Annotated in this window: 21 protein-coding genes and 1 pseudogene; 6 read left to right on the top strand and 16 right to left on the bottom strand. The window is 73.8% G+C overall.

Features of this window, described 5'->3' with window-relative positions; translation table 11 throughout:
- Positions 1-23: 23 nt before the first annotated feature.
- The 8 genes from purQ to FHR78_RS14725 all read right to left on the bottom strand — a co-directional run bounded on the left by purQ (position 24) and on the right by FHR78_RS14725 (position 7341).
- Entirely contained in the window at positions 24-719 is a 696-nt protein-coding gene (gene purQ / locus FHR78_RS14760) for a phosphoribosylformylglycinamidine synthase subunit PurQ (RefSeq protein WP_166761319.1), read from the bottom strand.
- Positions 719-982 (bottom strand): phosphoribosylformylglycinamidine synthase subunit PurS, encoded by a 264-nt coding sequence (gene purS, locus FHR78_RS14755; RefSeq protein WP_166761318.1) that lies wholly within the window; start codon positions 980-982, stop codon positions 719-721. The genes purQ and purS overlap by 1 nt, the downstream gene beginning before the upstream one ends.
- 359 nt (positions 983-1341) lie before the next feature.
- On the bottom strand, positions 1342-2712 hold the full coding sequence (locus tag FHR78_RS14750) for an acyltransferase family protein (RefSeq protein ID WP_166761317.1): 1371 nt from the start codon (positions 2710-2712) through the stop codon (positions 1342-1344).
- 310 nt (positions 2713-3022) lie between these two features.
- A complete protein-coding gene (locus FHR78_RS14745; RefSeq protein ID WP_166761316.1) occupies positions 3023-3448 on the bottom strand; it encodes a Rid family detoxifying hydrolase in 426 nt (141 codons plus the stop codon).
- Entirely contained in the window at positions 3445-4569 is a 1125-nt protein-coding gene (locus FHR78_RS14740) for an aminotransferase class V-fold PLP-dependent enzyme (RefSeq protein ID WP_166761315.1), read from the bottom strand. The genes FHR78_RS14745 and FHR78_RS14740 overlap by 4 nt, the downstream gene beginning before the upstream one ends.
- Positions 4566-5381 carry an amino acid ABC transporter ATP-binding protein gene (locus tag FHR78_RS14735; RefSeq protein ID WP_347878234.1) on the bottom strand — a complete coding sequence of 272 codons (816 nt, stop codon included), beginning with the start codon at positions 5379-5381 and terminating at the stop codon, positions 4566-4568. Before FHR78_RS14735 ends, FHR78_RS14740 begins: the two co-directional genes overlap by 4 nt.
- Positions 5378-6367 (bottom strand): amino acid ABC transporter permease, encoded by a 990-nt coding sequence (locus FHR78_RS14730; protein ID WP_347878233.1) that lies wholly within the window; start codon positions 6365-6367, stop codon positions 5378-5380. Before FHR78_RS14730 ends, FHR78_RS14735 begins: the two co-directional genes overlap by 4 nt.
- Before the next feature lie 2 nt (positions 6368-6369).
- Positions 6370-7341 carry an ABC transporter substrate-binding protein gene (locus tag FHR78_RS14725; RefSeq protein WP_166761314.1) on the bottom strand — a complete coding sequence of 324 codons (972 nt, stop codon included), beginning with the start codon at positions 7339-7341 and terminating at the stop codon, positions 6370-6372.
- Positions 7342-7455: 114 nt separating this feature from the next.
- Between FHR78_RS14725 and FHR78_RS14720 the strand changes: the two genes are divergently transcribed.
- Positions 7456-8232: a helix-turn-helix transcriptional regulator gene (locus FHR78_RS14720; RefSeq protein WP_166761313.1), complete on the top strand. Its 777-nt coding sequence runs from the start codon at positions 7456-7458 to the stop codon at positions 8230-8232.
- Here FHR78_RS14720 and FHR78_RS15710 read toward each other — a convergent pair.
- Positions 8229-9683 (bottom strand): GAF domain-containing protein, encoded by a 1455-nt coding sequence (locus FHR78_RS15710; RefSeq protein ID WP_166761312.1) that lies wholly within the window; start codon positions 9681-9683, stop codon positions 8229-8231. The two genes, FHR78_RS14720 and FHR78_RS15710, sit on opposite strands and share 4 nt — an antisense overlap.
- A gap of 167 nt (positions 9684-9850) precedes the next feature.
- Between FHR78_RS15710 and FHR78_RS14710 the strand changes: the two are divergent.
- Together FHR78_RS14710 and FHR78_RS14705 are read left to right on the top strand one after the other, a co-directional pair.
- Positions 9851-10276, top strand: a pseudogene (locus tag FHR78_RS14710) (Fur family transcriptional regulator); the annotation flags it as partial.
- 223 nt (positions 10277-10499) lie between these two features.
- The gene (locus FHR78_RS14705) at positions 10500-12002 is read left to right on the top strand and encodes a catalase (protein ID WP_166761310.1); all 1503 of its coding nucleotides are present in this window, start codon (positions 10500-10502) and stop codon (positions 12000-12002) included.
- A gap of 212 nt (positions 12003-12214) precedes the next feature.
- Here the strand turns inward: FHR78_RS14705 and FHR78_RS14700 are convergent, their stop codons facing one another.
- The 4 genes from FHR78_RS14700 to purD all read right to left on the bottom strand — a co-directional run bounded on the left by FHR78_RS14700 (position 12215) and on the right by purD (position 16559).
- Positions 12215-12877: a GNAT family N-acetyltransferase gene (locus FHR78_RS14700; protein ID WP_166761309.1), complete on the bottom strand. Its 663-nt coding sequence runs from the start codon at positions 12875-12877 to the stop codon at positions 12215-12217.
- Between the two features lie 66 nt (positions 12878-12943).
- Positions 12944-13789, bottom strand: a complete 846-nt coding sequence (locus tag FHR78_RS14695; RefSeq protein WP_166761330.1) for a VOC family protein — start codon at positions 13787-13789, stop codon at positions 12944-12946.
- 578 nt (positions 13790-14367) lie between these two features.
- Positions 14368-15294 (bottom strand): phosphoribosylaminoimidazolesuccinocarboxamide synthase, encoded by a 927-nt coding sequence (locus FHR78_RS14690; RefSeq protein ID WP_166761308.1) that lies wholly within the window; start codon positions 15292-15294, stop codon positions 14368-14370.
- Complete coding sequence (purD, locus tag FHR78_RS14685) at positions 15291-16559, bottom strand: phosphoribosylamine--glycine ligase (RefSeq protein ID WP_166761307.1); 1269 nt, start codon at positions 16557-16559, stop codon at positions 15291-15293. The genes FHR78_RS14690 and purD overlap by 4 nt, the downstream gene beginning before the upstream one ends.
- A 93-nt stretch (positions 16560-16652) precedes the next feature.
- Here purD and FHR78_RS14680 point away from each other — a divergent pair, with 93 nt between their 5' ends.
- Together FHR78_RS14680 and FHR78_RS14675 are read left to right on the top strand one after the other, a co-directional pair.
- Positions 16653-17033: a sterol carrier family protein gene (locus FHR78_RS14680; protein WP_166761306.1), complete on the top strand. Its 381-nt coding sequence runs from the start codon at positions 16653-16655 to the stop codon at positions 17031-17033.
- Positions 17034-17205: 172 nt separating this feature from the next.
- Entirely contained in the window at positions 17206-17631 is a 426-nt protein-coding gene (locus tag FHR78_RS14675; protein ID WP_166761305.1) for a hypothetical protein, read from the top strand.
- A 170-nt stretch (positions 17632-17801) separates the two neighbouring features.
- Here the strand turns inward: FHR78_RS14675 and FHR78_RS14670 are convergent, their stop codons facing one another.
- The 3 genes from FHR78_RS14670 to purF form a co-directional block, all read right to left on the bottom strand.
- On the bottom strand, positions 17802-19376 hold the full coding sequence (locus FHR78_RS14670) for a transporter (protein WP_166761304.1): 1575 nt from the start codon (positions 19374-19376) through the stop codon (positions 17802-17804).
- Positions 19358-20176: an ABC transporter ATP-binding protein gene (locus FHR78_RS14665; RefSeq protein WP_166761303.1), complete on the bottom strand. Its 819-nt coding sequence runs from the start codon at positions 20174-20176 to the stop codon at positions 19358-19360. The genes FHR78_RS14670 and FHR78_RS14665 overlap by 19 nt, the downstream gene beginning before the upstream one ends.
- A gap of 236 nt (positions 20177-20412) precedes the next feature.
- Entirely contained in the window at positions 20413-21873 is a 1461-nt protein-coding gene (gene purF / locus FHR78_RS14660) for an amidophosphoribosyltransferase (RefSeq protein ID WP_166761302.1), read from the bottom strand.
- A gap of 71 nt (positions 21874-21944) precedes the next feature.
- Between purF and purM the strand changes: the two genes are divergently transcribed.
- Positions 21945-23069 carry a phosphoribosylformylglycinamidine cyclo-ligase gene (purM, locus tag FHR78_RS14655; protein ID WP_166761301.1) on the top strand — a complete coding sequence of 375 codons (1125 nt, stop codon included), beginning with the start codon at positions 21945-21947 and terminating at the stop codon, positions 23067-23069.
- Positions 23070-23260 lie beyond the last annotated feature (191 nt).

Raw genomic sequence — 23260 nt, 5'->3', positions numbered from 1 at the left:
CTCGGCGCGGTCGTTCTCGGTGCTCACTTGGACAGGGCCCTCTCGATGACGGACGTGAAGAACGTGAGGCCGTCGACGCCGCTCGACATGGCGTCGGGCGTGTCGGGGCCGAAGCCGGGCTCGGTGGCGTGCTCGGGGTGGGGCATCAGGCCGACGACGTTGCCGCGGGCGTTGGAGACGCCGGCGATGTCGTCCATCGAGCCGTTCGGGTTGACGCCGACGTAGCGGAACGCGACCTGGCCCTCGCCCTCGATGCGGGCGATCGTCTCGGCGTCGGCGACGAAGCGGCCGTCGGCGTTCTTGAGGGGGATCGTGATCTCCTGGCCCTCGGCGAAGCCGTTCGTCCAGTCGGTCGACGCGTTCTCGACGCGGAGCACCTGGTCGCGACGGATGAACTGCTGGTGTGCGTTGCGGGTGTGGGCGCCGGGGATGAGCCGCGCCTCCGCCAGCATCTGGAAGCCGTTGCAGATGCCGAGCACGGGCATGCCGGCGTTCGCCGCGTCGACGACCTCGGTCATGATCGGCGACAGGGAGGCGATGGCGCCGGCGCGCAGGTAGTCGCCGTAGCTGAAGCCGCCGGGCAGGATGATCGCCTCGACGCCCTGCAGGTCGTGGTCGCCGTGCCAGAGGGCGACGGGCGTGCCGCCGGCGAGGCGGACCGCGCGCTGGGCGTCGCGGTCGTCGAGCGAGCCGGGGAAGGTGACGACGCCGACGCGCATCAGACGGCGGGCGCGGCGTCGAGCACCGAGATGCTCACGACGTCTTCGATGACCGAGTTCGAGAGCACGTCGTCGGCGAGCCGGCGCACGTCGGCGAGGACCGCCTCCGTCACCTCGCCCTCGACGGTCAGCTCGAAGCGCTTGCCGATGCGGACGTCGGTGAACTGCTGCTGGCCGAGACGGGAGAGGGCGCCGACGACGGCCTTGCCCTGGGGATCGAGCAGTTCAGCCTTGGGCATGACCTCGACGACGATGGTGGGCACGATTCAACTCCTGCGAGAAGGCAGCGGGTGGACTCGGCGAGTCTATCGGGACGGCGTCACCCGGCCGGGTGCCCGCAGGCGGTCCGCGGCAGGGCCGACGGTCGAGCGGGGGTGCGACGTCGTCAGCGGATCCCGAGGCTGCTCCCAGCGTCGTCATCGGATCGGGACGCACCATTGATCCAGCAGCGGGATTCACGGCCTTGTGATCGGGCCCCTCGCTGCATCCCGGTCGAGGGTTCCTGATCCGCCCGACGCCGTAGGACGCCCGGCCGATCCCCCCGTCGGTCGGGCGTCACCCTTCTCTCGGGCGAGGTCTGCGCGGCCGGAGCGGCCTGGGCGGCCTGATCGGCCTGCGACTCCTACGAGGCGGTCGCGGTCCGTGCCGGCTCAGCCGCCGGCGAGGGCTGCACCGCGCGGCTGCGGCCGAGCAGCCAGACGGCCGCCGGCAGGGCCACGGCGCCGGCGACCGCGTTGCGCAGGTCGAGGCCGTCGAGCAGCACGGCGAACGGCGGCGCCACGACGAGCACGGCCGACACCGCGACGACCAGCGTGCTCGGCCTGCGTCGACCGGCGGGCACGGCCCGCGGCGGCCCCTCGAGGCGCCCCGCGACGAGCGACACCGCGCAGGCGAGGCCGATCACGAGCAGCACGACGGGGCCGCGCGTCCACCACCACGCGGCCGACGCGGGCTCGGGCATCGGCCCGCCCGTGGCGAGCACGAGCCCCGTGACGGCGATGAGCAGCGGCAGGTGCCAGAGGTAGATCGTCATGCCGCGGCTGCCGATCGCGAAGACGACGGCCCGGGCGGCGCGCGTCCGCATGAGGCGCGACAGCGCGGGGTGCAGCAGCGTCAGCAGGCAGATCTGTCCGACTCCGAGCACCATGAGCGGCACCGCGGGCGGGTTGAGGTTCGTCAGCATGTCGTCGGACCAGGGCCCGACCGTCGTCAGCACCGGCAGCGCGGCGGCGCAGGCGACCACCAGGGCCACCAGCAGGAGGCGCGGCGCGCGGGCGAACCACCCGGTCGCGTACGCGAAGCCCAGCTGCTGCACGAACAGCCACACGAACACCATGTTGAGCAGGCCGACGTCGGTGACGAGGGTCGTGTAGCGGACCGCGTCGACCAGCAACGCCGCCGCCGCGAGCACCACGAACGTCGCCGCGGGACGGGTCGCGTGCAGCCGGGCCATGGACGGCACCGCCACCTGGACGATGCCGTAGGCCGCCAGGAACCACAGCGGGGTGCCGATGCCGGTCACCGCCGTGTCGAGCAGGGCCGGGTCGACGCCGAGCAGGGTCGCGGCCGCCAGCGCGACGGCCAGCACGACGAAGAGCGCCGCCGACGGACGGCCGAGCCGCAGCAGGCGGCCCCGCACGAAGTCCGCGGCGTCGCCGCCCCGACGGCGGGTGCTCGCCCAGGCCGTGGCGCTCGCGAAGCCGCCGACGACGAAGAACAGCGGCATGATCTGGCCCGCCCAGGTCGACAGCGCGAACCACGACTGCTCGGTCAGGGGCTGCGAGGCGACGACAGCCCCGGAGGAGTCGCGGCCGACGCCGACCATGAGCACGTGGATGACCACCACGAGCAGCACGCAGACGACACGGGCGAGGTCGACGACGAGGTCGCGGCCGACCAGGGCGTCGGCCGGGGAGGGCGGCGCGGCCGGGGAGCCCTCGGCCCTCGGCGCGGGGACGTGCTCAGGTGTGGGGCGCTCCGTCGACGTGCTCATCTCCGCACCGTAGCGAGGGCCGGGGCCGGGCGGGGAGACCGGTCGGTGAATTCCTCCTCGGGGAGGATCGGCGGTGCGCCCGCGGGGGCGGCGGCGCGGTCCGGGTTCGGCGGGCGGGGCGGTCCGGGTTCGGCGGCGCGATCTTCACGCGAATGGGACGTCGTGGGCGGGGGCCCCGGGGCAGGACGTCCCTCCCCGGCCAGAACGCGCCGGGTCGGGCCGGGCGGCGCCGGCCCGCGCCGGGGGCGGGGCCGGGCGGCGCCGCGCCGGGCCGCGCCGGGCGGCCCGGCCCCGCCCCCGCCTGCGCGCCTCAGCGGGCGACGACCCCGACGAACTCGATCTCGACGCGGGCGCCCTTCGGCAGCGCTCCCACCTGGTACGCCGCGCGGGCCGGCAGCACGCCGCCCGAGAACACCTCGGCGTAGACCTCGTTCACGACCGCGAAGTCGGCGATGTCGGCGAGCAGCACGGTCGTCTTGACGACGTGTCCGATGCCCGAGCCGGCCGCCTCGAGCACCGCCGCCCCGTTGCGCAACGACTGGGCCGCCTCCTCTCGCACGCCCGGCCCGGCGAACTCGCCGGTCGCCGGGTCGATCGGCAGCTGGCCCGAGACGAAGACGAGGTCGCCGGCGCAGACGGCCTGCGAGTAGGCGCCCACGGCCGCCGGGGCGGCGTCGGTGTGGACGGCACGCAGGGAGGCGGTGCTCACGGAGCCGGTGTCGGTGTCGGTGGTCATGCGCGTCCTCCCAGGACGGTCAGGGCCGCGTCGAGCGCGGCCGGGGTGGTGGTGGCGTGCACGCTGAGGCGCACGCGGTCGTCGCCGTGCACGGTCGCGGTGACGCTGGCGTCGGCGAGCCGCGCTCCGACGGCCTGGGCCTCGCCGGCGGGCACGCCCGCGACGACGATGCCGGCCCGGCGGGCACGGGCGACGGGCGAGAGCACCGGGACGCCCGCCTCCTGCAGGCGGCCGACCAGGTCGCCCGCGGTGTCGGCGACACGGGAGGCGACCACGCCGACCCCGACCTGCTCGAGCCGCTCGAGCGCGGTGGCCAGCGCCCCGGACGCGAACGGCGAGCCGTTCGTCACCGAGAGGCGCTGCGCCCCGGGCAGCGGGGCGTGCGGCACGCCGTCGTAGCGGGAGGCGCCCTCGACGCCGGTCCAGCCGCCGAGCACCGGACGGAGGCGGTCGAGCGCCCGCGGGGACAGCGCGACGAAGCCGGTGCCCCAGCCCGCGCGCAGCCACTTCTGGCCGCCGACGACGAGCGCGTCGGCCAGCGACCAGTCGGCGTCGAGCACGCCGAAGCCCTGGATGCCGTCGACCACGAGGAGGCGGTCGCCCGCCGCCTCCCGCAGGCCGGCCAGGTCGGCGACGGCGCCGGTGCGGAAGTCGACCGCGCTGACGGCCACGGCGACGGTGTACGGGCCGACCGCGTCGGCCACGCGCTCGGGCGTCACCGGCGCGAGCGGCTGCCCCGGGACCGGGGGCAGGGGGCGCACCGTCGTGAGGCCCGCCTCCTCGGAGCGCCACCAGGCGTACAGGTTCGACGGGAACTCGGCGCTGCTCACCACGACCTCGCCGCGCGGCAGGCCGAACGCGACCTGCATCAGCCCGAGGGAGGTGCTGCCCGCGAGGGCGACGCCGGCCCGGTCGACGCCGGTGAGGCGCGAGACCGCGGCCAGGGCCCGGTCGTCCTCGGCGTGCAGGCCGGCCGACGGGACCCCGGCGCTCGCCGCGGAGGCGAGGCGGCCGATCGTCTCGACGACGTCGCGCGAGGGCGGGCCGTAGCTGCCGAAGTTGAGGTACCCGACGGGCTCGGCGAACGACGCGAGCCAGGCGTCGAGGGCCGGGTCCGTCACGTCAGCACCCGCTGGAGGAACTGCCTCGTGCGCGCCTCGCGGGGCGCCCCGAGCACCTGCTCGACGGGGCCCTGCTCGACGATGCCGCCGTCGGCCATGAAGACGACGCGGTCGGCGACCTCGCGGGCGAACTGGATCTCGTGCGTCACGACGAGCATGGTCATGCCGTCGCGCGCCAGGTCGCCCATCACCGTGAGCACCTCGCCGACGAGCTCGGGGTCGAGGGCCGACGTCGGCTCGTCGAAGAGCAGGAACAGCGGCTTCATGGCCACGGCCCGGGCGATCGCGACGCGCTGCCGCTGGCCGCCCGAGAGCTGGCCGGGGTAGGCGTCGACCTTGTCGCCGAGGCCCACCCGCTCGAGGATGGCGACGGCCTCGGCCCGCGCCTCGGCCGCCGGTCGGCGCTGCACGCGCACCGGGCCCTCGACGACGTTGCCGAGCACGGTGAGGTGCGGGAACAGGTTGAAGTGCTGGAACACCATCGCCGTGCGCGCCCGCTGCGCCGAGAGGCGGCGCTCGCTCAGCTCGTGCAGCACGCCGTCGCGGAGCTCGAAGCCCATCGGCTCGCCGCCCACCCAGACCTCGCCCGCGTCGGGCTCCTCGAGGCGGTTGAGCGTGCGCAGGAACGTCGACTTGCCGGCGCCGGACGGGCCGATGATGCAGACGACCTCGCCGCTGCGCACCGTCATCGAGACGTCGCGCAGCACCTCGTGGCTGCCGTACGACTTGCCGACGGCGATCGCCTCGAGGACGGGGGCGGCGTCGGCGGCGGGCGCCGCGCCTCCTGCGGTGGGGGCGGGGGTCGCGGTCACGGGGTGCTCCTCACGAGGGGGGCGCGGCCGAGGTCGGCGGCGACCTTGCGGCGCAGCGCGCGGGCGTTCGGCGGGCCGCCGGGGCGGCGGTCCTGCCGGTCGAAGCTGCGCTCGAGGTAGTACTGGCCGACGCTCGCCACGCTGACGATGACCATGTACCAGATGGCCGCGGCGATCAGGGTCTCCATCACCTGGAGGTTGAACGACGCGATGTTGTTCGCGGCCTTGATCAGCTCGAGGTAGCCGATGACGGACGCCATGGCCGTGCCCTTGAGCATGTTGATGAAGTCGTTGCCGGTCGGCGGGATGATGATGCGCATCGCCTGCGGCAGCACGATGCGCGCCATGCGCTGCATCGGCGTCTGCCCGATCGACTGGGCGGCCTCGATCTGGCCGCGGTCGACGCTCTTGAGCCCGGCCCGCACGATCTCGGCCATGTAGGCGCTCTCGTTGAGGGCGAGGCCGAGGAACGCGGCGACGAAGGTCGTCATGACGTCGTTCGTGCTGACGTCGAGGAACACCACGTCGGTGAACGGCACCCCGACCTGCAGCCGCGGGAAGATCAGCGCCAGGTTGTACCAGAGCAGGATCTGCAGCAGCACGGGCAGGCCGCGGAACAGCCACGTGTAGCCGGCCGCGAAGGCCTGCGCGACGGGGTTCTTCGAGATGCGCATCAGGGCGATCACGACGCCGATGACGACGGCGCTGACCTGCGCGACGACGGCCAGGACGATGGTGCCGACCAGGCCCTGCAGGATGATCGGCGAGACCAGGTAGTAGGGGATGTCGCGGTACGAGATGTCGCCCTGCGACGCGCCGTAGACGAGGGCGACCAGCACGACCACGATCACGACGGCGCTGACCCAGCGGCCCCAGTGCTTCAGGCGGACCTGCGGCAGCAGCTCACGGTCCGGCAGCCCCGGCGGACGGGACGACGAGGTGCGGGTCGGCACCCCCGCGCCCCCGTCGGTCGACGAGCCGGTCACGACTACTCGCCCCCGTTGACGGTCGCCTCGGTGACGCTGCCCGAGGTGATGCCCCAGGCGTCGAGGACCTCGCCGTAGGTGCCGTCGTCGATCAGCGAGTCGAGGGCGGCGGCGATGGCGTCGCGCAGCTCGGGGTCGTCCTTGTTGACGCCGATGCCGTAGGGGGCGCCGTCGATGACGTCGCCGGGCACGACCTCGAACGCCTGGCCGTCCTGGGCGGTCTTCGAGATGTAGACGGCGCTGGGCAGGTCGTTGACGATGGCGTCGATGCGGCCGGTGCGCAGCTGCGTCTGGTTCTGGCTGTCGCTGTCGGTGACGGTGATCTCGAGCGGCTCGTCGCCGTCGGCCTCGCACTGCGTGCTGGTCGCCTCGGCGAACTCCTGCTGGCTCGTGCCCGTCACGACCGCGATGCTCTTGCCGCAGAGGGTGTCGGGGCCGGTGATGTCGGCGGGGTTGCCCTTCTGCACCATCAGCGTGATGCCCGAGGTGAGGTAGTCGACGAAGTCGATCGCCTGCTGGCGCTCGGCGGTGTCGTTCATCGCCGCGATGGTCACGTTGACGCGGCCGGACTGCAGGCTGGTGATCAGCGAGCCGAAGTCCTGGTTCTGGTACTCGACCTCGAGGCCGAGCTTCTTGCCGACGGCGGTGATGAGGTCGTGGTCCGACCCGATCACCGTCGAGCCGTCGGCGGCGAAGAAGTTGTTCGGGGCCGACTGCACGTTCGAGCCGACGACGAGGGTGCCGGCGTCGGCGATGTCGGAGGGGACCTGCGAGGCGAGCGAGTCGTCGACCTCGACGGCGTCGAGCAGGGCGCTCGTGTCGGGGATGGTGGACGAGGCGGACGACGACGCGTCGCCGGTGGCGTCGCCCGGCTGCGGCGCGCTCGGGCCGCCGCAGGCGGTGAGCGTCAGGGCGAGCACGGCGCCGGTGGCGACGGAGCCCCAGAGGGCGGGGCGGAGGCGGGGTCGGGTCATGGTCGAGCCTTTCGTGAACGTCGTCGGTCATCGGAAGCTAGCCGAATCAGAGGCAGGGTGAGAAGAAATTATCACAGTGCGACGATTTCGTTACAAGCCGGTAACCTCGGAGCCATGACGAGAGCCAACAGCGCCACCGTGGTCGACGCCAGCCGCGTGCTCCGCGCCGAGTTCGGCCCGTACCTGCCGCTGATGGACTTCCTGGCCGAGCTGCTCGGCCCGCGCACCGAGATCGTCCTGCACGACACGAGCGACCTGAGCCGCTCGATCGTCGCGCTGACCAACGGGCACGTGAGCGGCCGCAGCGTCGGCGGGCCCGCGACCGACCTCGTGCTCAAGGTGCTGCAGAACCACGAGCACGACGACCGCGACTACCTCGCGAACTACCTCGCTGAGTCGCGCACCGGCGGCACGTTCCGCTCGTCGACGTTCTTCATCCGCGACGCGGGCGGCGCCGTCGTCGGCATGCTCTGCCTCAACATCGACGACGAGCCGCTGACCCGGGCCCGCGACCTGCTCGCGGCGATCACGGCGACGACCGGCCTCGTCAAGGGCGCGGCGCCGGGCGGGGCCGACGGCGCGTCGACCGGCCCGGCGTCGGGGCACGCCGCGGCCCCCGTCGCCGAGCGGCTCAGCACGAACGTCGACGAGCTCGCCCTCGACGGCGTCGCCCGCATCGTGGCGGCCCAGGGCGTCGAGCCGCACCGCATGACGCCCGACGAGAAGGTCGCGGCGGTGCGCGAGCTCGAGCGGGCCGGGGTGTTCCTGCTCAAGGGGGCGGTGGCCCAGGTGGCCGGCGCGCTGCACGTCAGCGAGCCGACCGTCTACCGGTACGTCAAGCAGGTGCGCCGGGCCGACGACGACCAGGTGCGCCGGGCCGACGACGACTAGCGCATGGGGCGGCCGGCCGAGGTGGCGACGGGGCTGCTGACGGGGCTGCCCACGGGGATCGCGGCGAAGCCCGTCGCGCTGCCGGCAGGGGTGCCTGCCGCGGCCGCGGCCCGTGCCTCGGCCTCGCGCCGCTCGCGTCGGGTCAGGGGCTGCGGGGGCGCGACGACGGGCTCGTAGCTCTGCAGCTCGGCCTCGGCGCGCAGGGCGAAGGCGCGCAGCGCGTCGGGCGACACCGACGACGCCTTCCGCGGCCTCGTGTTGTGCAGGCAGAACGTGCCGATGGTCTCGCCGGTCGACGAGTGGATCGGGTGCCCGGCGTAGAACCACCCGTGGTTGAGGTCGAGGTAGGGGTTGTCGGCGAAGCGCGCGTCCTGCCGGGCGTCCTCGACGACGACCAGCTCGTCGGCGGCGACCGTGACGTCGCAGAACGTCAGCTCGCGCGGGATCGACACGGGCAGCAGCTCGGTGTTCATGGCGTACCAGAGCCGGCTGCCGTCGAGCATGCTGACGACCGCGACGTCGACCCCGAACTCCTTCTCCGCCTCCTTCGCCAGCTGCTTCAGGGTGTCCGAGCCGCCGGTCGCGGCCTGCGCGACGAGTCGGCTGCCTCCGCTCCACTCGAAGCTGCGCTCGGGCAGGTGCCGCGGCAGGCGCTCGTCGAGCTGCCCCTGGTGCACGCGGTCGAGGGTCGGCGCGATGCGGTGCGCGATGGTCTGCGCCCAGCGGCGGTAGCCCTCGGCGCAGCCGTGGGGCGTGTCGGGGCGGCGCAGGCCCGCCGGCAGCCGGAAGTACTCGAGGCCGGACTCGCCGGCGACCAGCTCGGTCAGGGCGTTCATGCGCTCGCCGTGCAGCTCGGCGACCGAGCCGAGCAGCGAGTCGAACGCCTTCGCCGACCGGACGGGCGGCACCCCGACCAGCACCGTGCGGGCGGTCGGGTGGCTGCGGCGGCCGATGGTCGAGACGAGGAGGCGCAGCTCGCGTTCCCACACGTCGAGGGGCGTCAGGCGCACGGCGTCGTTGAGGCCGACGAGCACCACGACGGTGTCGTAGAGCCCGAGGTCGGTGTCGCGGAGCCACGCCCGGGTCGACTCGATGCTCATCATCTCGTCGCCCACGTAGTCCACCGAGCAGGGGCGGCCGGTGGCCTCCGAGGAGGCGCGCGACAGCTGGCCGGTCAGGGCCAGGTCGTGCGAGCCCACGCCCCAGCCGTGCGCGGGGCCGTTGCCCACGATGAGCACGGTGTCGGCGTCGCGCGCGGTCGAGCGTGCGGTGGGCTCGTCACGCGGCGAGAGGACGTGGCGCGACCGGGAGAGCCACCAGAGGTACCAGAGCTTCATGACCGGGCGGAGCCGTTCGTACCGGTGCTGGTGCGAGATCGGCGCGGCGGTGCCGCCCGTCGCGGGCGCGGTGCCCGGGGGTCTGTTGTCGTGGTGGTCGACCGTCCTGGTCACGTGGTGCTCCTCGGGTGTCGTGCTGGTGCCATCCCGTCGTCCACGGTATTCGGGCCGTCAGCGGCGGGCCTCCCCCAGAAAGGGCCGGAGTGCGCGCAGGGGACAGGCGCCGGCTCGTCCCGGGGCTCTCTTTTGAACCACTCAAGGAAGCGTGCTTGAATGGGTCCGTGACCACGACGAGCGACAGCACCGACCGCCTCCGGGCCGCCGGCCTCCGGGTGACGGCGCCCCGCCTCGCCGTGCTCGACTCGCTCGAGGGGCTGCCGCACGCGTCGGCCGACGCCGTCTTCGCGCGCGTCGCGCTGGGCCTGCCGGGCACCTCCCTGCAGGCCGTCTACGGCGTGCTCGCGGCCCTCACCGGCGCTGGGCTCGTGCGGCGCATCGAGCCCGCAGGCTCTGCCGCCCTGTACGAGCTGCGCACCGGCGACAACCACCACCACGTCGTCTGCAGCGTCTGCGGCAGCGTCGCCGACGTCGACTGCGTCGTCGGGCACGCGCCGTGCCTGACCCCGTCGAACGACTCCGGCTTCACCGTGCAGACCGCCGAGGTCACCTTCTGGGGCCTCTGCCCGGCCTGCCGCGACGCCGAGGACGCGCCGCTCGACGGCGAGGCGACGGGCGGCACCGGGGCGACCGGCGGCGCCGGGGCGACCCTCGGCACCGGGGCGACGGTCGACGCGACCGGCCTCGCCGACGCGGGGCGCGCCTCCTGAGCCGCACCGCTCCTCCTGCACGGGGCGACGCCCCTGCTTTCTCCCCGGCCTCGTGCCGGGTCTCCCGCGACCCGCGACTGAACACCGAACGGAAAGAGGAGTCATGACCGACACGACCCCGATCACGACCACCGACAACGGAGCGCCCGCCGCCAGCGACGAGCACTCGCAGAGCGTCGGGGCCGACGGCCCCATCGTGCTGCACGACCACGCGCTGGTCGAGAAGCTCGCGAACTTCAACCGCGAGAAGGTGCCCGAGCGCATCGTGCACGCCAAGGGCGGCGGCGCCTTCGGCACGTTCGTCACCACCGGCGACGTCTCGCAGTACACGCGGGCGGCGCTGTTCCAGCCCGGCGTCGAGACCGAGATGCTCGCCCGCTTCTCGACCGTCGCCGGCGAGCAGGGCAGCCCCGACACGTGGCGCGACCCCCGCGGCTTCGCGCTGAAGTTCTACACGAGCGAGGGCAACTACGACCTCGTCGGCAACAACACGCCCGTGTTCTTCATCCGCGACGGCATCAAGTTCCCCGACTTCATCCACTCGCAGAAGCGCCTGCCCGGCTCGCACCTGCGCGACCACGACATGCAGTGGGACTTCTGGACCCTCTCGCCCGAGTCGGCCCACCAGGTCACCTGGCTGATGGGCGACCGCGGCCTGCCTGCCTCGTGGCGCATGATGGACGGCTTCGGCTCGCACACCTACCAGTGGATCAACGCCGAGGGCGAGCGCTCCTGGGTCAAGTACCACTTCAAGTCCGACCAGGGCAACGAGATCCTCACGCAGGCCGACGCCGACCGCATCGCCGGCGAGGACGCGGACTTCCACATCCGCGACCTGTCCGCCGCGATCGACCGCGAGGAGTTCCCGACCTGGACCCTCTCGGTGCAGGTCATGCCCTACGCCGACGCCGCGGGCTACCGCTTCAACCCGTTCGACCTGACCAAGGTGTGGCCGCACGCGGACTACCCGCTGATCGAGGTCGGCACCATGACGCTGAACCGCAACCCGGAGAACTACTTCGCGCAGATCGAGCAGGCCGCGTTCGCGCCCTCGAACTTCGTGCCCGGCATCGCGACCAGCCCCGACAAGATGCTGCTCGCGCGCATCTTCAGCTACGCCGACGCGCACCGCTACCGCGTGGGCGTCAACCACCAGCAGCTGCCGGTGAACATGCCCAAGACCGAGGTGCACTCGTACTCGAAGGACGGCGCGGCGCGCTACCACTTCAGCGAGGCCACGGCCCCGGTGTACGCGCCCAACTCGGTGGGCGGCCCCGCCGCCTCGCCGACGGCTGCCGGCGACACCGGCGGGTGGGAGAGCGACGGCGAGCTCGTCCGCTCGGCCGCGACCCTGCACGCCGAGGACGACGACTTCGGCCAGGCCGGCGCCCTCGTCCGCGACGTCATGGACGACGAGCAGCGCGACCGCCTGGTCGCCAACATCGTCGGCCACGTCTCGAAGGTGACGCGCCCCGACCTGCTCGAGCGCGTGTTCCAGTACTGGAACTCGGTCGACCCGATCCTCGGCTCGCGCGTGCGCGCCGGAGTGTCGCCCGAGGCGCCCGGCTCGAACGAGGACCCGGCGACGGTGGGCGTGCGCGCGTAGTCGCGAGGCTGCTCCGCACTGCGGGAGGCGCGGTGCCCGGTCGACGGGCGCCGCGCCTCCTTCGCGTGGGGGGGTGCTGTGGGTGCGTGGGCCTGGGCCCGGGCGTGGTTCTGGTTCCGAATTCGAGAGCGATCTGCCGTCACGAGGCCGCAGAGCCCAGGAGGCGCGGGTGCGGTCGGGCCAGATGCTCTCGCTTTCGTGGCGCGGCGGCGTCAGACCATCTGGCCGTTCCACCGGATGTCGCCGGCGGGCCACTCGGCCGCCGTCGCACCGACCTCGCGGAGGAGCCAGCCGTCGTCCTGGCTGACCAGCACCCCGGCACCGTCGGCCGAGAAGGCTGTGTAGTGACCGGTGACAGTGTGACCGGTGACAGTGTGGCCGGTGACGGGCTGGCCGGTGATCCCGGCGAGGGGCAGCCAGCCGCCGCGACGGTAGAAGCCCTGCACGGCCTCGCCGGTCTCGAGCAGGCCGAAGCGGCTGCCGAGGCGCTCGAGCGCGACGTCGACGTGCCGGAGCAGGGCGCCCCCGAGCCCCGTCCCCTGCAGACGCGGGCTGACGGCGACCATGCCGACGGCGGTCACGAGCAGGTCGGTCCCCCCGACGGAGACGAACTGGCGGCGGAGCCCCGCGTGGGCCACGACCTCGTCGCCGTCGCGGGCGACGACGCGCAGCTCGGGCTGCATGCCGGCCCAGCTGCGGGCTCCGGCGTACCAGTGGTCGTAGTCGACGAACGTGCGGGCGAGCACGGCCGCCAGCGCCTCGTGGTCGTCGAGCGTGAGGTCGCCCTCGGCGACGATGCCGAAGACGGGGGCGGGGGAGGAGGCAGAGGAGGCGGCGGCAGGCTGGGCAGCGTCGGGCTGGGCGGCGTCGGACATGCCCCCGACGCTACTGCCCCTCTCGCCGATCAGGATCGTGCGTCCTGGAAGAGGATCCCGCCCGGGCTAGCTCACACGTGCCCGGCTCGTCACCTCGATCTGGTTCAGCCACGGGTCGTCGAACCCCACGACGCGTCCGTCGTCGCGCACGGCCACGCCGTGGTGCGCCAGGCGCTCGCCGAGAGCGCCGAGGTCGTCGAGCGTCGGCACCTCGATGCGGACCAGCCCGAGCCCGAGGGCCAGCTGCCGCCTCCCTGCCCCCGCGCTCTGCCACGTGTTCATCGCCATGTGGTGGTGGTAGCCGCCGGCGCTCACGAAGAGCGCCTGCGGCCCGAAACGCGTCGTCGTCTCGAAGCCGAGCTGCTCGACGTAGAACCGGTGGGCCGACTCGACGTCTCCCACGCTGAGGTGGACGTGCCCCACGGAGGCCGGGCGGGAGGCGGCCGCGACCAGCGCCTCCTCGGAGACGTTCTGCTGCAGGAACGCGTTCGGGTCGAGGGCGAGGGTGGCCATGTCGACCTGGCCGTGGGTCCACGACCAGGCGGTGCGGTCGCGGTCCCAGTAGAGCTCGACGCCGTTGCCCTCCGGGTCGGTGAAGTAGAAGGCCTTGCTGACGAGGTGGTCGGCGCTGCCGGTGAAGCTGCCCGGGTGGCGGCTCGCGACCCCGTAGACGGCCGAGGCGAGGTCGGCCTCGGTCTCGAAGAGGATCGCGGTGTGGAACAGCCCGGCCTCGCGGGGGCCGGCGTGGCGCAGCTCGGGCGCGTGCTCGAGGACGACGATCGGCGTCGCGCCGCGGCCGAGCACGGTCCGGCCGGCGGTCGACCGGTCGGCGAGCACGCTGAGCAGGACCGCGTCGCGGTAGTACGCCGTCATGGCGTCGAGGTCGGCGACCCGCAGCGTGACCGCGCCCATCGCCGTGTCGGCGGCGAGCAGGTCGGACGAGGAGGCGCGGGTCGCGGCGGCCGGGCCGGTGCCCGTCTCGCGGGCGGCCGGGCCCGAGGAGGCGCGGGTCGTGTCGGTGCTGCTGCTGTCGGTGCTGCTGGTGTCGGTCATCGGGGGCCTCGGTTCGTCGTGCGGTGTCGCGCCACGCCGGTCGATGACGTGTCACCGATCTGAACCCGCGGGCGGGGCCGGGCATTCCGTGCTGCCGGGCCCGGCGCCGCTCCGGCGGCTCGGGCTCGCCCCCGGCTGAGAACCACGTTCCGTTCAAAGAACCACACTGCTTCGTGGTTCTGTGAACGGAACGTGGTTCGGAGGGAGGAGCGGGCGCCCGCCCCGGCTCCGCCGGGCCCGGCTCGGCTCCAACACCGCCGAGTGAACGGAACACCGCCGAATTCGGCGGTGTTCCGTTCACTCGGCGGTGTCGCGAGGTGCAGGCGGCCGCGCGCGGGGCGCTGCAGCGCGGCCCGGCAAGCGCGGCCCGGCCAGCGCGGCGCGCGGCAGCGCGGCGCGCGGCAGCGCAGCGCGGCGCGGCGCGGCGGGCGGCTGCGTCAGCGGCCGGTGAGGCGCTCGATCAGCTCGCGGTAGCGTGCCGCGGTCCGCGTGACGATCTCGTCGGGCAGGGCGGGCGGCGTGCCGGTGCGGTCCCAGGCGTCGCTGAGCCAGTTGCGCACGATCTGCTTGTCGAAGCTGTCGGTGCGGCTGCCCGACGCGGCGGCGTCCGCGTCCCAGAAGCGGCTGCTGTCGCTGGTGAGCACCTCGTCGCCGAGGGTCAGCTCGCCGGTGGTGCGGTCGGCCCCGAACTCGAACTTGGTGTCGGCGAGGACGACGCCCCGCGCCTCCGCGACGCCGGAGGCCCGACGGTAGATCTCGAGCGAGGTGTCGCGCAGCGCCGCGGCCACGTCGGCCCCGACCAGCTCGACGGTGCGCTCGAACGAGATGTTCTCGTCGTGCTCGCCCAGGGGGGCCTTGTAGGCCGGCGTGTAGATCGGCTCGGGCAGGCGGTCGCCGTCGCTCAGGCCGGCGGGCAGCTCGATGCCGCAGACGGTGCCGCTCTCGACGTACTCGGCCCAGCCGCTGCCCACGAGGTAGCCGCGCACGACGCACTCGACCGGGTACATGTCGAGCGGCTTGACGAGCATCGCCCGGTCGCGCACACGGTCGGGCACCGACACGGAGGCGGTGGTCGGGTCGACGAGGTGGTTCGGCACCCCGTCGAGCTGGGCGAACCACCACGAGCTGAGCTGTGTGAGCAGGGCGCCCTTGCCCGGGATGCCGGGCTCGAGCACGACGTCGAAGGCGCTGACCCGGTCGCTCGCGACGACGAGCAGGTGCTCCGCGGCGTCCAGGGCGGGCGCAGTGCCCAGGGCAGCGGCGTCGCCGTCGGGGCCCTCGACCGGTGCCGGCACGTAGAGGTCGCGCACCTTGCCCGAGTAGGCGTGCACCCAGCCCGCGAGCTCGGGGGCCTCGGCGGTCATCGGGCGACCCGCTCGGCGATGTCGCGGCGGTACTGGCCGCCCTCGAGCCGGATGCGGAGCAGGGCGTCGTAGGCGCGGCCGCGGGCCTCGGCGAGGTCGGCGCCCTCGGCGACGACGCTGAGCACGCGGCCGCCGGTGGCGATGAGGCGGTCGTCGAGCCGGGCGGTCGCGGCGTGCGCCACGTGCACCCCGGCGACGGCGGTGGCCTCGTCGAGCCCCTCGATCGGGCGGCCGCTGACGGCGCCCTCGGGGTAGCCCTCGCTCGCGAGCACGACGGTCACGGCGGGCGTCGGGACGAAGCGGGGAGCCTCGTGGTTGCCGAGCGAGCCGGTCGCGGCGGCGAGCAGCAGGCCGCTCAGCGGGGTGATGAGGCGCGGCAGCACGACCTGCGTCTCGGGGTCGCCGAAGCGGGCGTTGAACTCGATGACGCGCACGCCCTGCTCGGTGAGGATGAGCCCGGCGTAGAGCAGCCCGACGAACGGCGTGCCCTCGGCCTCGAGCTGGCGCACGGTCGGGGTCGCGATGGTGTCGAGGACCTCGTCGACGAAGTCCTTCTCGCTGCCGAAGCGGTCGGCCAGCCACGGCAGCGGCGAGTAGGCGCCCATGCCTCCCGTGTTCGGGCCGGCGTCGCCGTCGAGGAGGCGCTTGTAGTCCTGTGCAGGAGACAGCGGCACGACCGTGTGCCCGTCGCTGAGGAAGAAGAGCGAGACCTCGGGGCCGTCGAGGTGCTCCTCGACGAGCACCGGCCCGTGCTGCAGCCAGTAGGTGGTGTGCTCGACGGCGGCGTCGCGGCTGTCGGTGACGAGCACGCCCTTGCCCGCCGCCAGGCCGTCGGCCTTGACGACGTAGGGGGCGCCGAAGTCGTCGAGCACGGCGACGGCCTCGTCGAGGGTGCCGACGCGGGTGGCGCGTCCCGTCGGGACCCCCGCCTCCTCCATGATCCGCTTCGCGAACGTCTTGCTGCCCTCGAGCGCCGCGGCCTTCTTGCCGGGGCCGAAGACGGGCACGCCGCGGGTGCGCAGCGCGTCGGCCACGCCGGCGACGAGGGGCGCCTCGGGCCCGATGACGACCAGCTCGACGTCGTTCTCGAGCGCGTACTCGGCGACGACGGCGCCGTTCGACGGGTCGAGGTGCACGACCTCGACCTGCGCGGCGATGCCCGCGTTGCCGGGGGCGGCGACGATCTCGTGCCCCGCGTCTTCGCGCAGCAGCGCGGTGATGATGGCGTGCTCGCGAGCACCGGAACCGAGGACGAGTATGCGCACCCGATGGATCCTACCGATCCGCGCCTCCTCGACCGGGTGAGGGGGGAGGCGGTCTGCCGGTGCGCGCGGCCTCCGCCCGGGTAGCGTGACGGCATGGCCAGGGCGAGGATCGACGACGCGGCGGGCGCCGCAGCCGTGCAGGAGGCGGTCGTCGCGATCGCCGAGGGAGGCTCGGCCCCGCGGACGGTCACCGCCACCGCGGTGCGCTGGCTGCTGCAGGTGCTCGCCGACGGCGAGCCCGGAGCCACCGTGGAGGTGCGGGTGCCGCCGTTCGGCGCCGTCCAGTTCCGGGAGGGGCTGAGCCACACGCGCGGCACGCCGCCCAACGTCGTCGAGACCGACGCCGACACGTTCATCCGGCTCGCCACGGGCGGGCTCACCTGGGACGCCGCCGTCGCCGAGTCGCTGGTCTCGGCGTCGGGCAGCCGCGCCGACCTGCGCGGGTACGTGCCCGTGCGGCTGCCGCAGGCCTGAGCGCGCGCAGCTCGAGGCGCGCACCACGCGCAGCTCGAGGGTGGGTCTTCCGGGCCGAGGGCGGGTCCGCGGCGACCCGCCCTCGAGCCGGAAGACCCGCCCTCGACCCGGAGGAGCACCGACGTCGAGGCACCCGGCGCGGCTCCCGGGCGCGCTCTGGGACAATGGAGGCGTGACCCACGCACCCGACGAACCGCAGCAGCCCCACGAGGCCGTCTCCCCGGACGCCCCGGCGCAGCCCGTCGTCGCACCGGGTGCCGACCGCGGTGCGTCGGACGCCGCCGAGGGCACGGCGACCCACGACGAGGTCACGGTGCGCCGGGCTCCGAAGTTCTCGGTGTTCCTGCTCATGGGCGGGGCGCTCGGCGTGCTCGTGTCGCTGATCCTGACGTCGCTGTTCCCGTTCGACCCGAGCGCCGGCGTCGCGTCGACCTACGGGTACTTCGCGCTCTGGGGCCTCACGTTCGGCGCGGCCGTCGGCGCCGTCGTCGCGATCGTCGTCGACCGAGTGTCGCTGCGCCGGGCGAAGACCCTGAGCGCCGAGCGCCGCCGCGTCGACGCCCCCGAGCCGCCGGCCGTCGAGGGCGAGCTCGAGTAGAGCGCTCCGCGCGCTGCTGACTCACGCGCGACCCCCTGCGCGCGCACGAGCACGCGCGCGCCCCCTTCGCCGCGACGCCCCGGACGGGCACACCACCGGCGCCCGTCGCCTCAGACCCGACCCGTCGCCGCCGCGACGCCCCGGCCGGGCACCCGACAGGCCCCGGCGCCTCAGGCCCCGCGCGCCGAGCGCAGCCGCGTGAGCAGCTCGGGCCCCCGGGCGTCGAGCAGCGCGCCCCCGCGGCCGACGCCGACCACCACCAGCACCGTGCCGAGCACGACCCCGACGACGAGGGCGAGCACGCCGAGCAGCACGCTGCCGGTCAGGAGCGACGCGATGCCGAGCGCCAGCTCGGGCACCGCGAGGGCGAACGACACGAGCCAGGTCGCGTACATGCCGAGCGTCGACGTGACCGACGCGCCGGGCGGCGACTTGAACGGGCTCTCGCCCGCCGCGGGCACGGGCATCAGGAACATCGCCGACGCCACGCTCGACGCCCCGAAGCCGCTCAGCATGACGCCGAGCCCCATGCCGAGCAGGGCCGGCAGCTGCTGCCAGGCGCCGATCACCGCGAGCGGCAGAACCGTCGCCAGCACCACGAGGGGCACGGCGAACAGCGACAGTGTCAGCACGCGCCCGGCCCGGTCGGCCCGGCCCGAGACACCGGTCGACAGGTGCGCCGCGAACGCCGTGCCGTCGTACGACACGTCGGCCGAGAGCGTGACGGCGAGCAGGGCGGCGACGGCCGGCCCGATGGCGTAGAGCAGCCACGTGTTGCCCCCGGTCAGGGCGAGGAACACGGCGATCACCGGCACGAGCGGCACCACGACGAGCGAGCCGCCGTAGCGCGGGTCGCGCAGCCAGTAGACGGCCGCGCGTGCCGCCACCGCCCCGGTCGGCGTGCCGGGGAACCAGCGGAACGGCCCCAGGCCCTTCGCCGGGCCCGTGCGCTGCTCGACGGGAGGCGCGACCAGGGCGGACGCGAGGGCGCGACGCCACGCGAGCAGCAGCAGGGCGAGCGAGACGACGGCGATCGCGGACTTGGCCAGCGCCTCCCCGGGTCGTCCGAGCGCCAGCTCGCCGGGCACGGCCCAGGCGGCGCCGAGCGGGGTCCACGCGGCGACCTCGGCGATGCGCGGCAGCTGCTCGGCCGCCGAGCCGATGCCCTGGCCGGCGAGGCCGATCAGCGGACCGGCCATGAGGACGGGCACGAACACGACCACGCCCATCACCTCTCGGTAGCGACGCCGCGACGCCAGCGCGCTCGACGCCGACTCGACCACCCGGGAGGCGGCGACGCACGTGAGCACGCCCACGAGCCCGCTGATCGGTGCGACGACGGCCGAGAGCGGGTGCTGCAGCCAGCTCAGCGAGGTGGCCAGGGCCGCGATCGTGGTGACGAGGCCGGGGATGCCGAGCACCCCGCAGACGAGCAGGGCCACGAGGAGGCGGTCGGCCGGGATCGGGAACGAGCGCAGCTTCTCGACGCTCAGCGTCTGGTCGACGCCGCGGGCGAGCAGCGGCACGACGGCCCAGCCCAGCACGGCGACCGAGCCGACGAGCACGGCGGCGGTCCAGCCCCACCGCTCGGGGGCGAACGACAGGGCGACGAGGCCCGCGACGAGCGCGACGAGCACGCCGACGCCGTAGAGGGCGCCGATCACCAGGGCGACGATCTGCCAGGCGCTGCGCCGGAGCCCGTTGCCCATCACCCGCCAGCGCAGGCTCAGGAGGTGCGCAACCACGACGGCCCCTCGCTGTGCTGGCGGCCGCCGACGAGCTCGACGAAGCGATCTTCGAGGGTGGAGCCCGCCCGCACGTCGTCGATCGTGCCGGCGGCGAGCACCCGCCCCGCCGCGATGACGGCGACGTGGTCGCACATGCGCTGCACGAGGTCCATCGAGTGGCTCGACACGATGACCGTGCCGCCGCCCTGCACGTAGCCGTGCAGGATGTCGCGGATGTTCGCCGCCGAGATCGGGTCGACCGACTCGAACGGCTCGTCGAGCACGAGGAGGCGCGGTGCGTGCACCAGCGCACAGGCCAGCGCCGCCTTCTTGGTCATGCCCGCGCTGTAGTCGACGACGAGCGTGCCCGCGGCCTCGCGCAGGTCGAGCAGGTCGAGCAGGTCGGACACGCGACCGGCGACGGTCTCGCGGTCGATGCCGTTGAGCAGCCCGTGGTACGTGATCAGCTGCTCGCCGGTGAGCCGGTCGAACAGGGCGATGCCGTCGCTGAGCACGCCGACGAGCGACTTGGCGTGGGTGGGGTCGCGCCACACGTCGGCGCCGAGCACCTCGATGCCGCCGGCGTCGGGACGCAGCAGGCCGGTCGCCATCGACAGGGTCGTCGTCTTGCCGGCGCCGTTCGGCCCCACCAGGCCGTAGAACGAGCCGGCCGGCACCTCGAGGTCGATGCCGTCGACCGCGACCTTCTCGCCGAAGCGCTTGCGCAGGCCCCGGATCGCCAGGGCGGGGACGGCGCCCGGGCCCGTGGGCGCGGGGTCGGCGGGCACGGGCACGGTGGGGGAGCTGTCGTCGCTCATGCGCCGAGCCTATTGACCGCCGCCGACGCCGGCCACCGTCGCGCGGGTGAGCGGCGGGCGTGCCGCCGGGGGCCTCGGGGACGGGACGCGGGACGGCGGCGGCTGCGCGCCTCCTCGGCTCCGGTGCTCAGGAGGTGCCGAGGCGGGGTTCCTGAGTCGTGCACGGATCAGGAACGTCCACGCCGTCCGGGCACGGATCAGGAGCCGTGTTCCTGAACGAGGAGAGAGAGCCGGGGTCAGCTGAGCTGGTTGGCCTCGACCCAGGCGAGGTACTCGGGGCTGACCGTGCCGGTGACGTAGTCGCCGGTGAAGCAGCTCATCTCGAGGTCGGTGACGTCGCTGCCCTCGACGATGGCGGCCTGCATGTCGGCCACTTCTTGGTAGATGAGGTGGTCGGCGCCGAGCTCGCGCGCGATCTCGGGGATCTTGCGGTCGTGGGCGATCAGCTCGTGACGCGACGGCATGTTGATGCCGTAGACGTGCGGGTAGCGCACGGGCGGCGCGGCCGACGTGAACGTGACCTCGTTCGCCCCGGCGGCCCGCGCCATCTCGACGATCTCGCGCGAGGTGGTGCCGCGCACGATCGAGTCGTCGACGATGAGGATGTTCTTGCCCTTGAACTCGCTCGACATCGCGTTGAGCTTCTGGCGCACCGAGCGCTTGCGCTCCGCCTGGCCCGGCATGATGAAGGTGCGGCCCACGTAGCGGTTCTTGTAGAAGCCCTCGCGGTACTCGATGCCGAGCTTCTGGGCGACCTGCATCGCGGCGGGGCGCGACGAGTCGGGGATGGGCATGACGACGTCGATGTCGCCCGTCGGCGCGTACCGGGCCACGGTGTCGGCCAGGCGGTCGCCGAGCCGCAGGCGCGCGTCGTAGACCGAGATGCCGTTCATGACGGAGTCGGGACGCGCGAGGTAGACGTACTCGAACGAGCAGGGGACGAGGCGCGGCGCCGCGTGGCACTGCTTCGACACCATCTCGCCGTCGAGCGACACGAACACGGCCTCGCCGGGCGCGACGTCGCGGACGATCTCGTAGCCGCCCGACTCGAGCACGAGCGACTCGCTCGCGACGATCCACTCGTCGCGCTGCCCGTCGGCGGCCTTGCGGCGGCCGAGCACCAGGGGGCGGATGCCGAACGGGTCGCGGAACGCGAGCAGCCCGTGGCCGGCGATCATCGCGATGGCCGCGTACGACCCCTCGACGCGGTCGTGCACGCGGGTGACCGCGGCGAAGATCTGCTCGGGGTCGAGGTCGGTGCCGTTGACCTGTTCTTGCAGCTCGTGCGCGAGCACGTTGACGAGCAGCTCGGTGTCGCTGTTGGTGTTCAGGTGCCGGCGGTCGACGTGGAACAGCTCGCTCGTGAGCTCGCGCGTGTTCGTCAGGTTGCCGTTGTGCACGAGCACGATGCCGTAGGGCGCGTTCACGTAGAACGGCTGCGCCTCTTGCTCGTTCGTCGCCGCGCCCTTCGTGGCGTAGCGCACGTGGCCGAGGCCCATCGTGCCGAGCAGGGCCCGCATGTCGCGGGTGCGGAAGCCCTCGCGCACCTGCCCCTTGGTCTTGTGCACGTGGAAGATGCCACGTTCGGCGGTCGCGATGCCCGTGCTGTCCTGCCCACGGTGCTGCAGCAGGAGGAGGGAGTCGTAGACGAGTTGATTAGCTGGCTCGTGCGCGACGAGACCGACGATGCCGCACATGCGGATCTGGCTCCAGACCGTAGAGTTGGGGTTACCGCGACAGTCTAGAGCGACACCGAACGGATGAACGAATGGCGACCTCTCCTGCCCCCTCGACCAGCGCCTCCTACGCCGCCGCGGGGGTCGACACGGCCGCCGGCGACCGCGCGGTCGAGCTGATGAAGTCGGCCGTCGCCGCCACGCACGGCCCGGGCGTCGTGGGCGGGGTCGGCGGGTTCGCGGGCATGTTCGACGTGTCGTTCCTCAAGGCGTACGAGCGGCCGCTCCTCGCGACGTCGACCGACGGCGTCGGCACCAAGGTCGCCATCGCCCAGGCGCTCGACAAGCACGACACCATCGGCCAGGACCTCGTCGGCATGGTCGTCGACGACATCGTCGTCGTGGGCGCCCGCCCGCTCGTGATGACCGACTACATCGCGTGCGGCCGCGTCGTGCCGGCGCGCATCGCCTCCATCGTCGAGGGCATCGCCCGCGCCTGCAGCGAGACGGGCACGGCCCTCGTCGGCGGCGAGACCGCCGAGCACCCCGGGCTGCTGGGGCCCGACGACTACGACGTCGCCGGCGCCGCCGTCGGCGCGGTCGAGGCAGGCTCGCAGCTCGGCGCCCACCTCGTGCGCGACGGCGACGTCGTGCTCGCCCTCGCTTCGTCGGGGCTGCACTCGAACGGCTTCTCGCTCGTGCGGCACATCCTGGCGTCGAGCGACCTCGGGTACTCCGACGGCCTGCCCGAGTTCTCGCGCACCATCGGCGAAGAGCTGCTCGAGCCCACCCGCCTCTACACGACCCCCCTGCTGCGCGTGCTCGACGACCCGGCGCTGGCCGGCGCGGTGCACTCGCTCAGCCACGTCACCGGCGGCGGCATCGCCGCGAACCTCGCCCGCGTGCTGCCGCTCGGCTCGTCGGCCGAGGTCGACCGCGGCACCTGGTCGCCCGACCCGGTGTTCCGCGTGCTCAGCGACCTCGCCGGGTCGACGCTCGAGTCGAGCGAGGGCACCTGGAACCTCGGCATCGGCATGATCGCCGTCGTCGACGCCGCGTCGGCCGGCGCCGTGACGGCGGCCCTCGAGGCCGACGGCATCCGCACCTGGCAGGTCGGCACCGTCTCGACGGCGGTCCGCGACCTCACCGGGTTCGAGCAGGGCGCCAAGGGCGTCGACGGCGGGGCCGTGCGCCTCGTCGGCAGCTACCGCGCCTAGCCCCGCCCCTGCGCTGGTTTCTTCTTCCCTCGTTCAGGAACATCGGTCCTGATCGTCGCGACGGGGGGACCGGGCGTCCTGAACCGTGCACGGATCAGGAACGTCGCGGCCCGCGTTCCTGAATGACGAGAGCGCGGGAGCCGCGGGTCGGCCCGGGCGGACGAGAGCGCGGGAGGCGCGGGTCGGGCCGG

The sequence above is a fragment of the Frigoribacterium faeni genome, assembly GCF_011761235.1.
Lineage (GTDB): Bacteria > Actinomycetota > Actinomycetes > Actinomycetales > Microbacteriaceae > Frigoribacterium > Frigoribacterium faeni_A.
Note: the sequence above shows the minus strand (reverse complement) of the source record. Positions and strands in the feature narration are given on the sequence as shown.

Bases quoted from the DNA above. Each gene is read 5' to 3' on its own strand.
- FHR78_RS14700 (WP_166761309.1), bottom strand. From the start codon at position 12,877: ATGTCCGACGCCGCCCAGCCCGACGCTGCCCAGCCTGCCGCCGCCTCC.
- FHR78_RS14750 (WP_166761317.1), bottom strand. From the start codon at position 2,712: ATGAGCACGTCGACGGAGCGCCCCACACCTGAGCACGTCCCCGCGCCG.
- FHR78_RS14720 (WP_166761313.1), top strand. From the start codon at position 7,456: ATGACGAGAGCCAACAGCGCCACCGTGGTCGACGCCAGCCGCGTGCTC.
- FHR78_RS14665 (WP_166761303.1), bottom strand. From the start codon at position 20,176: ATGAGCGACGACAGCTCCCCCACCGTGCCCGTGCCCGCCGACCCCGCG.
- purM (WP_166761301.1), top strand. From the start codon at position 21,945: ATGGCGACCTCTCCTGCCCCCTCGACCAGCGCCTCCTACGCCGCCGCG.
- FHR78_RS14745 (WP_166761316.1), bottom strand. From the start codon at position 3,448: ATGACCACCGACACCGACACCGGCTCCGTGAGCACCGCCTCCCTGCGT.
- FHR78_RS14680 (WP_166761306.1), top strand. From the start codon at position 16,653: ATGGCCAGGGCGAGGATCGACGACGCGGCGGGCGCCGCAGCCGTGCAG.
- FHR78_RS14705 (WP_166761310.1), top strand. From the start codon at position 10,500: ATGACCGACACGACCCCGATCACGACCACCGACAACGGAGCGCCCGCC.
- FHR78_RS14695 (WP_166761330.1), bottom strand. From the start codon at position 13,789: ATGGGCGCGGTCACGCTGCGGGTCGCCGACCTCGACGCCATGACGGCG.
- FHR78_RS14725 (WP_166761314.1), bottom strand. From the start codon at position 7,341: ATGACCCGACCCCGCCTCCGCCCCGCCCTCTGGGGCTCCGTCGCCACC.
- FHR78_RS14690 (WP_166761308.1), bottom strand. From the start codon at position 15,294: ATGACCGCCGAGGCCCCCGAGCTCGCGGGCTGGGTGCACGCCTACTCG.
- purQ (WP_166761319.1), bottom strand. From the start codon at position 719: ATGCGCGTCGGCGTCGTCACCTTCCCCGGCTCGCTCGACGACCGCGAC.
- purF (WP_166761302.1), bottom strand. From the start codon at position 21,873: ATGTGCGGCATCGTCGGTCTCGTCGCGCACGAGCCAGCTAATCAACTC.